This window comes from Variovorax sp. P4_D9 (assembly GCF_056401695.1).
In genome coordinates this window covers 1-12,984 of sequence record NZ_JBFUIU010000192.1, presented here as the reverse complement: position 1 = coordinate 12,984, position 12,984 = coordinate 1, and the positions used below count along the sequence as shown (strand labels likewise).

The 12,984-nt window shown below is 67.2% G+C and carries 14 protein-coding genes and 2 tRNA genes; 4 read left to right on the top strand and 12 right to left on the bottom strand.

Annotated features, from left to right (window positions below; translation table 11 throughout):
- A partial coding sequence (locus tag AC1DY5_RS20985; RefSeq protein ID WP_478114423.1) for a hypothetical protein occupies positions 1–282 on the bottom strand: 282 nt, incomplete at its 3' end.
- On the bottom strand, positions 279–1,058 hold the full coding sequence (locus AC1DY5_RS20980; RefSeq protein ID WP_478114422.1) for a portal protein: 780 nt from the start codon (positions 1,056–1,058) through the stop codon (positions 279–281). The genes AC1DY5_RS20985 and AC1DY5_RS20980, both read right to left, overlap by 4 nt.
- Here AC1DY5_RS20980 and AC1DY5_RS20975 point away from each other — a divergent pair.
- Together AC1DY5_RS20975 and AC1DY5_RS20970 are read left to right on the top strand one after the other, a co-directional pair.
- A complete protein-coding gene (locus AC1DY5_RS20975) occupies positions 1,044–2,078 on the top strand; it encodes a tyrosine-type recombinase/integrase (RefSeq protein WP_478114420.1) in 1,035 nt (344 codons plus the stop codon). The two genes, AC1DY5_RS20980 and AC1DY5_RS20975, sit on opposite strands and share 15 nt — an antisense overlap.
- Complete coding sequence (locus AC1DY5_RS20970; protein ID WP_478114418.1) at positions 2,075–2,572, top strand: HNH endonuclease; 498 nt, start codon at positions 2,075–2,077, stop codon at positions 2,570–2,572. Before AC1DY5_RS20975 ends, AC1DY5_RS20970 begins: the two co-directional genes overlap by 4 nt.
- Before the next feature lie 64 nt (positions 2,573–2,636).
- Here AC1DY5_RS20970 and AC1DY5_RS20965 read toward each other — a convergent pair.
- From AC1DY5_RS20965 to AC1DY5_RS20940, 6 genes are all read right to left on the bottom strand, one after another.
- A tRNA-His gene (locus tag AC1DY5_RS20965) sits at positions 2,637–2,712 on the bottom strand.
- 30 nt (positions 2,713–2,742) lie between these two features.
- Positions 2,743–4,656, bottom strand: a complete 1,914-nt coding sequence (locus AC1DY5_RS20960) for a SurA N-terminal domain-containing protein (RefSeq protein WP_478114416.1) — start codon at positions 4,654–4,656, stop codon at positions 2,743–2,745.
- Between the two features lie 74 nt (positions 4,657–4,730).
- Positions 4,731–4,806: transfer RNA gene (locus AC1DY5_RS20955), tRNA-Val, on the bottom strand.
- A gap of 16 nt (positions 4,807–4,822) precedes the next feature.
- Complete coding sequence (locus tag AC1DY5_RS20950) at positions 4,823–5,095, bottom strand: HU family DNA-binding protein (protein WP_007830705.1); 273 nt, start codon at positions 5,093–5,095, stop codon at positions 4,823–4,825.
- 224 nt (positions 5,096–5,319) lie between these two features.
- Positions 5,320–6,405: a tartrate dehydrogenase gene (locus tag AC1DY5_RS20945; protein WP_478114414.1), complete on the bottom strand. Its 1,086-nt coding sequence runs from the start codon at positions 6,403–6,405 to the stop codon at positions 5,320–5,322.
- The gene (locus AC1DY5_RS20940) at positions 6,402–7,298 is read right to left on the bottom strand and encodes an alpha/beta fold hydrolase (RefSeq protein ID WP_478114412.1); all 897 of its coding nucleotides are present in this window, start codon (positions 7,296–7,298) and stop codon (positions 6,402–6,404) included. Before AC1DY5_RS20940 ends, AC1DY5_RS20945 begins: the two co-directional genes overlap by 4 nt.
- A 75-nt stretch (positions 7,299–7,373) precedes the next feature.
- On the opposite strand from AC1DY5_RS20940, the gene AC1DY5_RS20935 reads away from it, so the two are divergent.
- The gene (locus AC1DY5_RS20935) at positions 7,374–8,309 is read left to right on the top strand and encodes a LysR family transcriptional regulator (RefSeq protein ID WP_478114411.1); all 936 of its coding nucleotides are present in this window, start codon (positions 7,374–7,376) and stop codon (positions 8,307–8,309) included.
- Here the strand turns inward: AC1DY5_RS20935 and AC1DY5_RS20930 are convergent.
- The 4 genes from AC1DY5_RS20930 to AC1DY5_RS20915 all read right to left on the bottom strand — a co-directional run bounded on the left by AC1DY5_RS20930 (position 8,299) and on the right by AC1DY5_RS20915 (position 12,301).
- Positions 8,299–9,174, bottom strand: a complete 876-nt coding sequence (locus AC1DY5_RS20930; RefSeq protein WP_478114409.1) for a DMT family transporter — start codon at positions 9,172–9,174, stop codon at positions 8,299–8,301. The two genes, AC1DY5_RS20935 and AC1DY5_RS20930, sit on opposite strands and share 11 nt — an antisense overlap.
- On the bottom strand, positions 9,171–9,737 hold the full coding sequence (pgsA, locus tag AC1DY5_RS20925; RefSeq protein ID WP_478114407.1) for a CDP-diacylglycerol--glycerol-3-phosphate 3-phosphatidyltransferase: 567 nt from the start codon (positions 9,735–9,737) through the stop codon (positions 9,171–9,173). Before pgsA ends, AC1DY5_RS20930 begins: the two co-directional genes overlap by 4 nt.
- Before the next feature lie 111 nt (positions 9,738–9,848).
- A complete protein-coding gene (gene uvrC / locus AC1DY5_RS20920) occupies positions 9,849–11,813 on the bottom strand; it encodes an excinuclease ABC subunit UvrC (protein ID WP_478114406.1) in 1,965 nt (654 codons plus the stop codon).
- A 5-nt stretch (positions 11,814–11,818) separates the two neighbouring features.
- Positions 11,819–12,301, bottom strand: coding sequence for an OsmC family protein (locus AC1DY5_RS20915; RefSeq protein ID WP_478114404.1), 483 nt, complete (start codon positions 12,299–12,301; stop codon positions 11,819–11,821).
- A 47-nt stretch (positions 12,302–12,348) separates the two neighbouring features.
- Between AC1DY5_RS20915 and earP the strand changes: the two genes are divergently transcribed.
- Positions 12,349–12,984, top strand: a 636-nt coding sequence (earP, locus tag AC1DY5_RS20910; protein ID WP_478114403.1) for an elongation factor P maturation arginine rhamnosyltransferase EarP, incomplete at its 3' end; no start/stop codon positions are given.

Here is a 12,984-nt window from a genome sequence, read left to right as displayed (position 1 = left end):
CGAAAGACGTGCGTGTCGTGCCCTGGCCGCGCGTTTCTTGGCCTGATCGACCATGCGCGCCGCGGGCGCGCAGCGTGTCCATGCCAGGATGCGCAACATGCGAATGGCAAGCCGCTGGCATTGCGCGACCTCGCCGCTGGGCAGCGGGTCGTCTGTTTCACTGATACGGCACCAGACGGAGCGCAGGCCGTTCCACGAGGCCACGGCTTGGACCTTGTGGCCGTCGTCGTAGACCTTCGTGTCGAGCGCGATGTCGCGGATGCGCGGGAATCGCAGCGTCACGTCGGCTCTCCCTGCGGCAGGTTGTCCGTGGTCCTGGCCGTCTCGATGCCTGTCATGGGCGATGCGCCATCGCTAGGGATGGGCGGGAACTCGGGGCTGGTGTTCTGGTGCACGGGTGGCACAGCGCCAGGCGCCATAACCGGCACGCCACCGGCGGGCGTCGGGAAATTCGGGTCGTCGCCCATCGGGTTTGGGCGCCTGTAGCCGGCGCCCTGCATGATGACGTCGGCGATCGGCGCAATCTGCGGCATCTGCGCCACCTGGGCGCCGCCCTGCATCGCACTGAAGGCGGCTTGCACGCCGGTCTGCACTGCCTGCGCCATGATCTGTTTGATCTGCGCCTCGGTCAGTCGCTCCTTGAGGTCCAGCTCGCGCGCCTTCAGGTCGTTGCCCGCCTTGGCCAGTGCGTCCTGCACGGCCTGCTTGATGCGCTGCTCGATCGCCTCCGGGCTCTCCTGCGCGGCCGCGGCGCGGATGGCTTCCACCAGCTCCTTCTTGAAGGGCGTATCCATGAGGGACACGAGGAAGGGAAGTGCGGCGGCCTGGTACTGCGCCGGGAGGGCCTTGACCGCCTCCGACATGGCGTTGAGCTGCTGGCCGCGATAGCTCGGGCTGCTCGGCACGTCCTCCAGCGACACCATCAGGCGCGTGCGCTGCAGGTCGTTGGACAGGTAGGTGATGCCCGTCTCCGGATCCATCTCCGGTTTGTTGATGATGACGGTCCGGTCCTCGCGCACTGCATCGCCCTCGATGACGATGACGTGCTGCTGAAGCACCGCGACCGCCAATCTCAGATGGGCCTCCTGCCACGGATGGAAGCCCGCCCCCGCCAAGCCGGCGGATTCACCTACCGCTACCACCCGATCGGCGGCAAGCCGATCAACCTCGGCCAGGACAAGGGCGAGGCCCTGCGCAAGGTGCTGGACATGACCGGCCGCGGCTCCGACGAGGGCACTTTCGCGCACCTTTGGCGCCTGTATCTGGAGCGCCGGGAGTTCAAGCGGCTGGCCGACACCACCAAGGCCCAGTACCGCGACAACTGGAAGGAGCTGGAGAAGCGCTTCGCCAAGACGCCAGTGGCAGCCCTCAAGCCGAAGCACATTGCCCGCTACCTGCGCGTCGAGCGCGAGAGCGCGCCGATCGTGGCCAATCGGGAGTTCGCCCTGTTGTCGAACCTGTGCAAGCTGGCCGTCGAGCGCGGGGACATCGAGCACAACCCATGCAAGGAGGTCAGCCGCAACCCGGAGGAGCCGCGCGACCGCCTTGTCGAGAAGAAGGAACTGGACGCCTTTGTTACGTGGGCACTCAAGCAGGGGCCCAGCGCCGTGGTGCTCGTCTCCATGGCCCAGTTCGCCGCGCTGGCCGGAAATCGCCGGGCCGAGTTCCTGAAACTGCACTGGCCTCAAGTCGATGATGAAGTTGTGCGCCTGCAACGCGCGAAGCAGCGCGGCAACAAGACCAAGCGGGAACTGGTGGGCGTGAGCGCAGCCTTGAAGGAGGTCTTGGACCGCATGCGCGCCCAAAAAGGCTATTCCCCAATGGGCGCTGTGTTCCGCGCGCCGAAGACCGGCAACCCCTACTCGGAGTCCGGCTTCAAAGCGATGTGGGCGCGTCTAATGGCTCAAGCAATTGCCGAACGCATTGTTGAAGAACGCTTCACGTTTCATGACCTGCGCGGCCACTACACGACATACTTCAAATTGCGATTTGGCGATTTGCCTGATTTGCACGCAGACCCGAAGACCACGGCAGGGGTATACGAGCGCAGCCGCGAGGTCCGGAGAAAAGCACTATGACGCCACACACTGTAGAAAGCATCATGGCGGGCGCCGCTGAGTCGCCGTTCTGGTCGCAGGTCGACATGGCGGCCGGCGCCCAAGGTTGCTGGCCTTGGAAGGGCCAAATCGATAGCGACGGCTACGGCTACGAGGGTCGAGAGCGCGTGCACCGCACGGCCTGGGAGCGCTTCAACCGCGAGTCTCTGYGGCCCGGGGAGGTTGTTATGCACTCCTGCGACAACCCGCCTTGCTGCCATCCGGAGCATGTCATCGCGGCGCGGCAGCGGGACAACAACGCTGACCGAGCGGCGAAGGACCGTGGCGCGAAGGGGGAGGACAACGGGCGGGCCGTTCTTTCCGAATCCGAAGTGCTGGAGATATTCAATTCAATTGGCTCTTATGGAGCAATTGGAAAGAAATTCAATATCAGCAAATGGTCGGTGCGCGACATTAAGACAGGAAGAACCTGGGGCTGGCTGACTCGCTCAAATTCCCAAAATGGGAATTTCTGAGGGGTTTGCTCGATTCTTGCTACTGCTTTTATAGCAGTGAAGCGCCTGTCTCTGTGCCTTTAGATGGGGTGGCTGATGGGACTCGAACCCACGACGACCAGAATCACAATCTGGGACTCTACCAGCTGAGCTACAGCCACCGTCAAGCCCTCGATTGTAGCGTGAAAAAACTAGCGTCCGGCACCCAGCGACGAATCTGCAGGCTTCGGCACCAGAATCTCGGCCTTGAAACGACCCTTCAGCAGGTTGTAATAGGCGGCAGTCTCGGCCGCGCCCACGGCCTGGGCGACCTGTTCGTTCTCCTGCTTGGCCATATCGGCCGCCGGCGGCGTGCGCGGCACGCTCTTGACCACGCGCACCACGGCGTAGCCCTGAGCGCCGAGGTCGGCGCCGACCAGGGCCGGCAGCTTGCCGGCGTCGGCGCGCAGCGCGACCTCGATCACCGGCGGCGGCTGCGATTGCGTCTCGAGCCGTGACACTGTGACGGGGGCGCCGAAGCTCGCACCGGCAGGATCCGTCTTCCAGGCCGCCAGCTTCGATTCGCCTTCGGCCCGGGCCAGGGCTGCGGCGCGCTCCGCGATGAGTTGCGTGCGAGCCTTGTCCTTGACCTCGTCGAAAGGCAGCGTGCGCGCCGGCGCGTATTGCACCACGCGCCCGGAGGCCAGCTGGTTGGCACCGATCTCGATGGCCTCGGTGTTGTGCTTGCGCTCGAGCGTGTCGGGCGCGAACAGCGCATTCAGGAAGTTGCGGTTGCCCAGCGGGCCGGTAGCGCCCGGGGCAGGCGTGCGGGCCACGTCGTTCGCGGTCTGGATCGTCAGCTTGAGCTTGTCGGCCGCCGGCTGCAGGCTGTCGGGCTGCTGGTAGACGATGTCGGTGAAGGCCTCGGCAGCCTTGGCGAACTCCGCCGTCGCCTGCTGGCTGCGCACCTCGTTCTCGATCGTCGCGCGCACCTTGTCGAAGGGCGGCACCGCGGCCGGCTTGATATCGCCGACCAGGATGATGTGGTAGCCGAACTCGGTTTCCACCACGCCGCTGATCTCGCCCTTCTTGAGCGAAAAGAGCGCATCCTCGAAGGGCTTGACCATCGCGCCGCGCGTCACGACGTCGAGGTCCCCGCCCTTCTCCGCCGAACCGGGGTCTTGCGAGTTCTTGCGCGCCAGCTCGGCGAAGGAACCGGGGGTCTTGCGGACCTCGGCCAGCAATTGCTCGGCCTTCTTGCGCGCCTGCTCGCGTTCGGCGGCCGGCGCGCCTTGCGGCACGGCGATCAGGATATGGCTCGCGCGGCGCTCTTCCTTGCTGCCGAAGCGGGCCGCGTTCTGGTCGTAGTAGCTGCGCAGATCGGCCTCGCTGACCGAGATGCTCTTCTTGGCGGCCTCGAGATCGAGCAGCAGGTATTCGACCTTGGCCTGCTCGGGCTGCTGGAACTGCGCCGCATGCGACTTGTAGAAGGCCTCCAGGTCGGCATCGCTGACGCTGAGCTTGGACGCGAAATCAGCCGGCTTGAACAGCGCGACTTGGATCTCGCGGCGGTCGTAGAAGGCATTGAGCGTGGCCGCGGCCTGCGCCGGCGTCGCGAAGGCGGTGCCCGATACGCCCAGCGACACCTGCTGCGTGGCGAGGTCGGCGCGCACCGAGGCTTCGTACTGCTCGGGCGTGCGGCCGGTCGCGCGCATGAAGGCCTCGCGGTCGAACTTGCCGTCGGCGGTGCGGAAGCTGGCCAGGCCCGGATCGTTCGCGAACAGGCGCGCCAGCCGTTCCTCGGAGACCGACATGTTGGACTTCGATGCCGCCGCCGCGAGCACCCGTTCGCGCACCATGCGCTCCAGCGTCGCATAGCGCGCCGCGTCGGAGTCGAGCAGCGACGGCTCGATGTTGGGTGCCTGCTGGCGGATCCGGTCGACCTCGTTGCGATGCTGGGCGTCCCACTCGGGCCGCGTGATGTCGACGCCGGCGACGCGCGCGACCTTCTCGCCCTGGCCGCCGCCTTGGTAGCGGTCGACGCCGAACAGCACGAACGAGGGAATGATCAGCAAGAACAAGAACACCATGATGATCTTGTTGTACTTGCGGAAGGAATCAAACATGCTTGAGCACTCTCTAGGACGGATAGCGAAACAGCAAGAAAAAAGGCGAACGGTCCGTTCGCCTTTGCATCGGGTGGTGGGTGCTGAGGGGCTCGAACCCCCGACCTACGCCGTGTAAGAGCGCCGCTCTACCAACTGAGCTAAGCACCCCACCTTAAACAATATCTCAGTTCAGCGCGTCTTTGAGCGCCTTGCCGGGACGGAACTTGGGGATCTTGGCAGCCTTGATTTTAATCGCGTCGCCGGTGCGGGGATTCCGGCCGGTCCGGGCGGCGCGCTTGCCGACCGCAAAGGTGCCGAAACCGACGAGCGACACGGAACCGCCCTTCTTGAGCGTGGTACGAATGGCGCCGATGGTGGATTCGAGTGCCCGCGTGGCGGCGGCTTTGGAGATGTCGGCGTTCTTTGCGATGTGCTCAATCAGTTCGGTTTTGTTCACAAGGGCCCCTTGCAGAAAAATTGTTGATCAGGGTCGTCAGAAGCGGCGCCAGCCCCGTGACGACGCCACGGGGGTGGGTGCAGGTGGTGGGTGGCAGCTCTGACGCGCCGGCAGCGCGCTGCCGACAAGGATTACAACCACTGGTCTCGGGGGTGTCAATACGACGCTGCCCCCTGAAACACAGCGAGGAGCGCGATTTTAGTGGCGTTTTGGCGAACTACTTTTCAAAGCGCCTGTGCAATCGCTTTACCCAGATCAACAGTCCCTGCGGTTCCGCCGATGTCCGGCGTCCGCGGCGCGCCGCTGCCGGGCGCCAACACCTTCTCGACCGCGGCCAGGATGGCGTCGTGCGCGGCCTTGTGGCCAAGGAATTCCAGCATCATGGCGCCGCACCAGACCTGGCCGATCGGGTTCGCGATGCCCTTGCCCGCGATGTCCGGCGCCGAACCGTGGACCGGCTCGAACAGCGACGGCGTAGTGCGCTCGGGGTTCAGGTTGGCGCTCGGCGCGATGCCGATGGTGCCGGTGCAGGCCGGCCCGAGGTCGGACAGGATGTCGCCGAACAGGTTGCTGGCCACCACGACGTCGAAGAAGTCGGGCCGCTGCACGAAGTGCGCGGTCAGGATATCGATGTGGAACTTGTCCAGCTTGACATCCGGATAGGTCTTCGCCATCGCAGCCACGCGCTCGTCCCAGTACGGCATGGTGATCGAGATGCCGTTCGACTTGGTGGCGCTCGTCAGGTGCTTCCTGGGCCGCGACTGGGCCAGCTCGAAGGCGAACTTGAGCACCCGGTCGACGCCGATCCGCGACATTACGGTTTCCTGGATCACGATCTCGCGCGCCGTGCCCTCGTACATGCGCCCGCCGATGCTCGAGTACTCGCCCTCGGTGTTCTCGCGCACGATGTACATGTCGATCTCGCCGGGTTGGCGCGGCGTGCCGTCGCGCCTCACCACCGGCGCCACGATGCCGGGCATCAGGCGCGCCGGCCGCAGGTTGATGTACTGGTCGAACTCGCGCCGGAACAGCAGCAGCGAGCCCCACAGCGAGACGTGGTCGGCGATCTTCTCGGGCCAGCCGACGGCTCCGAAGTAGATTGCGTCATGGCCACCGATCTGGTCCTTCCAGTCGTCGGGCAGCATCTTGCCGTGCTTCTCGAAGTAGTCCCAGCTCGAGAAGTCGAAGTGGTCGAACTTCAGGTCGATGCCGAACTTGCGGCTCGCGGCGTCGAGGACGCGCAGGCCTTCGGGCATGGTCTCCTTGCCGATGCCGTCGCCGGCGATGACTGCGATGCGTTGGGTGCTCATGTCTGGGTCCTCGGGTTTGCTTTGAAGAAGGAAAGCGCTTCGGTCAACAGTTCGACCGGCGCCTCTTCGGGAATGTAGTGTCCGCACGGCAGGGCGCCGCCGGCTACGTCGTCGGCCCGCTGGCGCCACAGCGCCAGCACGTCGAACGAGCGGCCGACCGCGCCGTGCTCGCCCCACAGCACGCGCAGCGGCTGCTTCAGCCTGCGGCCGGCGGCGATGTCGGCCCGGTCGTGTTCGAGGTCGATGCCGGCCGAGGCACGGTAGTCCTCGCAGATGGCCTGCGCGCTGCCGGGGATCGCGGCACAGCGTTCGTATTCGGCCAGGGCCTCGGACGCGAAGGGCGCCAGGCCCGCGTGGCGACCGCCCATCACGCTGCGGACATAGCGCTCCGGATCGCTCTCGATCAACGCTTCCGGCAGCGGCGGCGGCTGGATCAGAAAGAACCAGTGCCAGTAGGCCCGGGCGAAGGCCTCGGAGGTGTTCTCGTACATCGCGAGCGTCGGCGCGATGTCGAGCAGCAGCAGCTGGTCGATCGCCTCAGGATGGTCGGCCGCGAGCCGATGGGCGACCCGCGCGCCGCGGTCGTGCGCCAGCACGCCGAAGCGTTCGAAGCCGTGCTGCCGCATCGCGTGGAGCGCATCGAGCGCCATTTCACGCTTGCTGTAGGCCCGATGCGCCGCGTCGGCCGGCGGCCGGCCCGAATCGCCGTAGCCGCGCAGGTCGAGCAGGACCACCGTGAAATGCGCCGCCAGGCGAGGTGCCACGCGGTGCCAGTTGGCGTGGGTCTGCGGGTGGCCGTGCAGCAGCAGCAGGGGCGCCCCGCTGCCGCCGATGCGGCCATGCACGCGAACCCCGTCGCGCGGCAGGTCGAAAGAGGTGAAGGCATCGAACATGCAGCCGATTGTGCGTTGCGCCCCCCGGAGCATCAAGCAACAATGAACCAATTGATAATTTCCTGAATGGCAGCAATGGACCGCAATGACCTCGAACTGGTGCTGGCGATCCGCAGCCGTGGCAGCCTGGCCGGTGCCGCGTTGGCACTGGACGTCGTGCCCTCGGTCGTGACCAAGCGGCTGAGCGCGCTGGAGGCCCGGATCGGCCAGCGGCTGTTCGATCGCACCACGCGCCGCCTCAGCGCCACCCCCGATGGCGAGACGGTGTGCCAGCATGCCAAGGGCCTGCTCGAAGGATTTGCCGCACTCGAGAACGAGCTGGGCGAGCGACAGAGCGAGTTGAGCGGCACCATCCGGCTGGTCGGCACCTTCGGCTTCGGCCGCCGCTGGCTCGGCCCGGTGCTGGCGGACTTCAACCAGCGGCACCCCGGTCTGGAGATCCAGTTGATGCTGGCCGAGAAGCTGCCCGATCTCGGCGCCGAAGGCTTCGACGGCGCGGTCTGGCTCTGGACGCCGCAGCCCCTGCGGGCCGGCGACTGGGTCGCGCGGCGGATCGCGCGCAACCAGCGGGTGCTGGCCGCCAGCCCCGCCTACCTCGCGCACCGCGGCACGCCGGCGGACCTTGCCGGCCTGGCTTCGCACGACTGCCTGGTGACGCGGGAGAACAGCGACGGCAACGAACGCCAGTTCGCGCTCTGGACCCTGCGCCACGCCCGGGACGGCACGACGGCACGGGTGCGCGTGCGCGGTCCGCTGTCGAGCAACTCGGGCGAGATGGTGCGCGACTGGTGCCTGTCGGGCCGCGGCATCATGCTGCGCAGCCTGTGGGACATTGCGCCGCAGCTGGCGTCGGGGGAGCTGGTGCGCGTGCTGCCGCAATTCGCGATGCCCGACGCCGACATCCAGTGGGTCGCACCCTGGCGCCCGAAGACGCCGCGCCGCGTCCGGCTCCTGATCGATTTCCTGATCGAGCGATTTCGTCGCGAACCGTGGAAGCGGCTCAGCGCCTGACGACCAGGCTGACGCCGACCGCGGTGAGCGCGATGCCTGCCATGGTCAGCGCCGTGATCGGCTCCGAGAACAGTAGCCAGGCCATCACGGCCGTGCAGGGCGGCACCAGGTAGAGCAGGCTGGTGACCGCCGTGGCGGTGCCGCGCTGGATCAACAGGTAGAGCAGCGAGCTGCCGCCCAGCGACAACGCCAGCACCGACCAGGCCATGGCCCCGCCGGAGGCCAGGTTCCACTGGATGCTGTCGGACTCCATGGCTGCGAAAGGCAAGGTGACGAGCAGGGCCGCCCCGAGCTGGATCGCGCTCGCGCTGCGGACGTCGCAGGGCGCGAGGAAGCGCTTCTGGTAGAGCGTTCCGGCCGTGATCGAGAACAGCGCCGTGAGCGCCAGCGCCATGGTCAGCAGGCTCACTTCCCCGCCCTGCCCCAGCTTGCGCGAGACCACCATCACCAGTCCAGCGAAGCCGAGGAACAAGCCCGCCCATTGCGCGCGGGTGATGGTGCCGCCGCGCATCGACAGCCAGATCGCGGTCAGGACTGGCTGGATGCCGACCAGCAGTGCGACCAGCCCCGAACCCATGCCGGCTCGCACGGCGGCCCAGACGCCGCCGAGATAGCCGGCCTGCATCAGCACGCCCGTGACAGCCAGATGCGCCCATTGCGTGCGGTCGCGCGGCCAGGCAACCCGGGCCCAGCGCACCCAGACCAGGAAGCAAAGCGTCGACAGCGCATAGCGCACCGCCAGGAACTTGAGCGGCGGCGCAAAAGGCATGCCGTAGCGCGCCACGATGAATCCGGTGCTCCAGATCAGCACGAAGACCGTCGGCATCGCCCGCAGCCAGCCCGCCGAGCGGGCCGTGGCGCTCATTTCGCGCGGGCCCGGATTTCGGGGATCGCCTTCTGCAGGTAATAGACCATCGACCAGACCGTCAGCACGGCCGAGAGCCAGATCAGCCACTGGCCCCAGGTGCCGGTGTCGATGCGATCGAACAGGATGCCGTCGAAGAGCAGGAACGGGATCGCCACCATCTGGACCACGGTCTTGACCTTGCCGACCATGTGCACCGCAACGCTCTTGCTGGCACCGATCTGCGCCATCCATTCGCGCAGCGCGGAGATCGCGATCTCGCGGCCGATGATGATCAATGCGACAAAGACATCGGCACGGTTCAGATGGACCAGCACCAGCAGCGAGGCGCAGACCAGAAACTTGTCGGCCACCGGATCGAGAAAGGCGCCGAAGGCCGAGGTCTGCTTCAGGCGCCGCGCCAGGAAGCCGTCGAGCCAGTCGGTCGCCGCGAAGACGATGAACATCACTGTGGCGATCAGGTTGCGCATCGGCTCGGCCAGCGGCAGGTAGAACACGCCCACGATCAAGGGGATCGCGACGATGCGCGTCCAGGTCATGATCGTCGGCAAGGTCCAGAACATTGCGCTTGAGTATAGGGGCCGGGCGGAATCGCCCCACGCTCCCCCTACTGCGTGTGGGTCGCTGCCCCGCGAGGGGGGCCGCAGGCCGCCTTGGGGCGGCCCGGCGGCGGCCTAGTGCAGCGCGCGGTAGATCTCTTCGGCCAGGTCGAAGGCAATGCCGTCGACCGACGCGATGTCCTCGACGCTCGCCGCCGCCACGCCGCGGATGCCGCCGAAACGCTGCAGCAGGCGCGCGCGCCGCTTGGGCCCGATGCCCGGGATGTCCTCGAGCTGACTGCCGCCGACCCGCACCTTGGCGCGCTTGGCACGCATGCCGGTGATCGCGAAGCGGTGCGCCTCGTCGCGGATCTGCGCCACCAGCATCAGCGCCGCCGAGTCGCGGCCCAGGTAGACCTTCTCGCGGCCGTCGGCGAACACCAGTTCTTCGAGGCCGACCTTGCGGCCCTCGCCCTTCTCGACGCCGACGATCAGCGACAGCGGCAGCCCCAGTTCGCTGAACACCTCGCGCGCCATCGACACCTGGCCCTTGCCGCCATCGACTAGCACCAGCTCGGGCATGCGCGCCGAACGGGTGTTCGGCGGCGCATCGCTGCCGACCCCGCCCGCATCGCCGGCCGGCGGCGCATCGGTCTCGGCCGCCATGGCCTCGGCCAGCTTGCCGTAGCGCCGATGTAGCACCTGCCGCATCGCGGCGTAGTCGTCGCCCGGCGTGATGCCATCGATGTTGTAGCGGCGGTACTCGCGGTTCTGCATCGCGTGATGCTCGAAGACCACGCACGAGGCCTGCGTCGCTTCGCCAGCGGTGTGCGAGATGTCGAAGCACTCGACGCGGAAATTGTCGAGATCATCGGGCGCCAGTTCGAGCGCATCGACCAATGCGCGGGTGCGGGCCTGCTGCGAGCCTTCCTCGGCCAGCAGCCGCGCCAATTGCAGCCCGGCGTTCTTGCAGGCCATCTCGAGCCAGTGCCGGCGCTGCTCGCGCGGCTGGAACACGGCCGTGATGCGGATCCCGGCCTGCTGCCCCACCGCGTCGATCAGCTCGCGGCTCACGGGCTCGCTGAGCACCAGCGTGGCCGGCACCGGGACGTCGATGTAGTGCTGGGCGATGAAGGCCTCGAGCACCTGCACCTCGACCGCATCGGCCGGTTGCGGACTGTCGTCGCCCTCGGCCTCGGCGTGCTGGATCTGCGACGCGTCCTCGACGTGCACCGGGAAGTAGGCCCGGTCGCCCAGGTGCCGGCCGCCGCGCACCATCGCCAGGTTGACGCAGGCCTTGCYGCCCTGCACCTTGACCGCCAGGATGTCGACGTCCTTGTCGGAGGCGATCTCGATCGACTGCTGGTGCAGCACGCGCGACAAGGCCGACATCTGGTTGCGCAGCTCGGCCGCCTGCTCGAACTGGAGCTTTTCGGCATGCGCCATCATGCGGGCCTCGAGCTGCGTCAGCACGGCCTGCGTGTCGCCCATCAGGAAGGCTTCGGCGTTGGCCACGTCCTGCGCGTAGGCTTCGGGCGCGATGTGGCCGACACAGGGCGCGGTGCAGCGCTTGATCTGGTAGAGCAGGCAGGGCCGTGTGCGATTGGCATAGACCGTGTCCTCGCAAGTGCGCAGCTTGAACACCTTCTGCAGCAGCTGGATCGATTCCTTCACCGCCCAGGCGCTCGGGTAGGGGCCGAAGTAGCGGTGCTTGCGGTCGACCGCGCCGCGGTAGTAGGCCAGGCGCGGGAAGGTGTGCGAGGCGATCTTCAGGTACGGGTAGCTCTTGTCGTCGCGAAAGAGGATGTTGTAGCGCGGCTTGAGCGACTTGATCAGGTTGTTCTCGAGCAGCAGCGCCTCGGCCTCGGAGCGCACCACCGTGGTCTCCATGCGGGCGATCTTCGAGATCATGTGGCCGATGCGCGTGCCGCTATGGTTCTTCTGGAAATAGTTGGCGACGCGCTTCTTCAGGTTGCGCGCCTTGCCCACGTAGAGCACCGCGCCCGCCGCATCGAAGTAGCGGTAGACGCCGGGCAGTTGCGGCAGGGCCGCCACTTCGCTGAGCAGTTGGTCGGAATGCGCGGATCGGGTCTCTGACATCGTCTTTATTGTGGCGTGGCGGCCGCCAGCACCGGTTCGCAGCGCACCTCGGTCCGGACCGAGTTGGCAATGAAGCACTGGTCGTGCGCCGAGTGGTGCATCGCCTCGTGCTGCTCCGGCGACGGCAGCTTGTCGCCCGAGAACCGGACCTCGGGGTGCAGGGTGACGACGGTCATCGCGATCTTGCCGTCGGCGTTACGCCCCATCTTCCCGCTGGCGCTGTCGGCATAGCGCTCGACGCAGAAGCCGCGCGAGGCCGCGATCGACAGGAACCACAGCATGTGGCAACTCGACAGCGCGGCGACGAAGGCCTCTTCGGGATCGACCGCGGAGGCGTCCGACCAGGGCAGCGCCACCACGTGGGGCGAGGACGAGCCGACCCATTCGGCGCCGCCGTCGAAGCGGATGGTGTGGCGCCGGCTGTAGCGGTTGGCCAGAAAATCCTGGTCGCCGCGCTGCCAGAGGATTTCGGCCGAATGGTGTGACATGGGCGCTGTCTCCGGTGTCTTCATGAGGGGCTGTAGAGTATCCCGCGATGCGCTGGGATATTTTCTGCAAGGTGATCGACAACCATGGCGACGTCGGCGTCTGCTGGCGCCTGGCGACGGGGCTGGCCGCCGAGGGCGACACCGTGCGGCTGTGGATCGACGACCCGGCGGCGCTGGCGTGGATGGCGCCGGACGGCTGCGAGGGCGTCGCGGTCATCCACTGGACTGCGGACGATGCCGCGCGCGCGGCCGCCGAGGCCCCGGCGCCGGACGTGCTGGTCGAGGCCTTCGGCTGCGATCCCGCGCCCGAGGCCGTCGCCCGCTTCGCCGAAGCAAGACGCCGGGATGGCGCCAGCCACCGCTGGGTCAACCTGGAATACCTGTCGGCGGAACCGTACGTCGAGCGCCTCCACGGCCTGCCCTCCCCCATGTTCCGGGAGCCCGGCGCCGGCCTGACAAAGCACTTCTTCTACCCGGGATTCACCGGGCGCACGGGCGGCCTGCTGCGCGGGGCCGGGCTGATGGCACGGCGCGAGCGCTTCGACCGCGCCGCCTGGCTGGAGCGGCAGGGCATCGCGTGGCAGGGCGAGCGGGTGGTCTCCCTGTTCTGCTACGAGCCGCCGGCGCTGGCGGCCTTGCTGGCGCAGTTCGAGCAGGCGGCCGAGCCGACCCGGCTGCTGGTC

Bases quoted from the DNA above. Each gene is read 5' to 3' on its own strand.
- AC1DY5_RS20945 (WP_478114414.1), bottom strand. From the start codon at position 6,405: ATGAGCACCCAACGCATCGCAGTCATCGCCGGCGACGGCATCGGCAAG.
- AC1DY5_RS20940 (WP_478114412.1), bottom strand. From the start codon at position 7,298: ATGTTCGATGCCTTCACCTCTTTCGACCTGCCGCGCGACGGGGTTCGC.
- AC1DY5_RS20915 (WP_478114404.1), bottom strand. From the start codon at position 12,301: ATGTCACACCATTCGGCCGAAATCCTCTGGCAGCGCGGCGACCAGGAT.
- pgsA (WP_478114407.1), bottom strand. From the start codon at position 9,737: ATGTTCTGGACCTTGCCGACGATCATGACCTGGACGCGCATCGTCGCG.
- AC1DY5_RS20960 (WP_478114416.1), bottom strand. From the start codon at position 4,656: ATGTTTGATTCCTTCCGCAAGTACAACAAGATCATCATGGTGTTCTTG.
- AC1DY5_RS20935 (WP_478114411.1), top strand. From the start codon at position 7,374: ATGGACCGCAATGACCTCGAACTGGTGCTGGCGATCCGCAGCCGTGGC.
- AC1DY5_RS20930 (WP_478114409.1), bottom strand. From the start codon at position 9,174: ATGAGCGCCACGGCCCGCTCGGCGGGCTGGCTGCGGGCGATGCCGACG.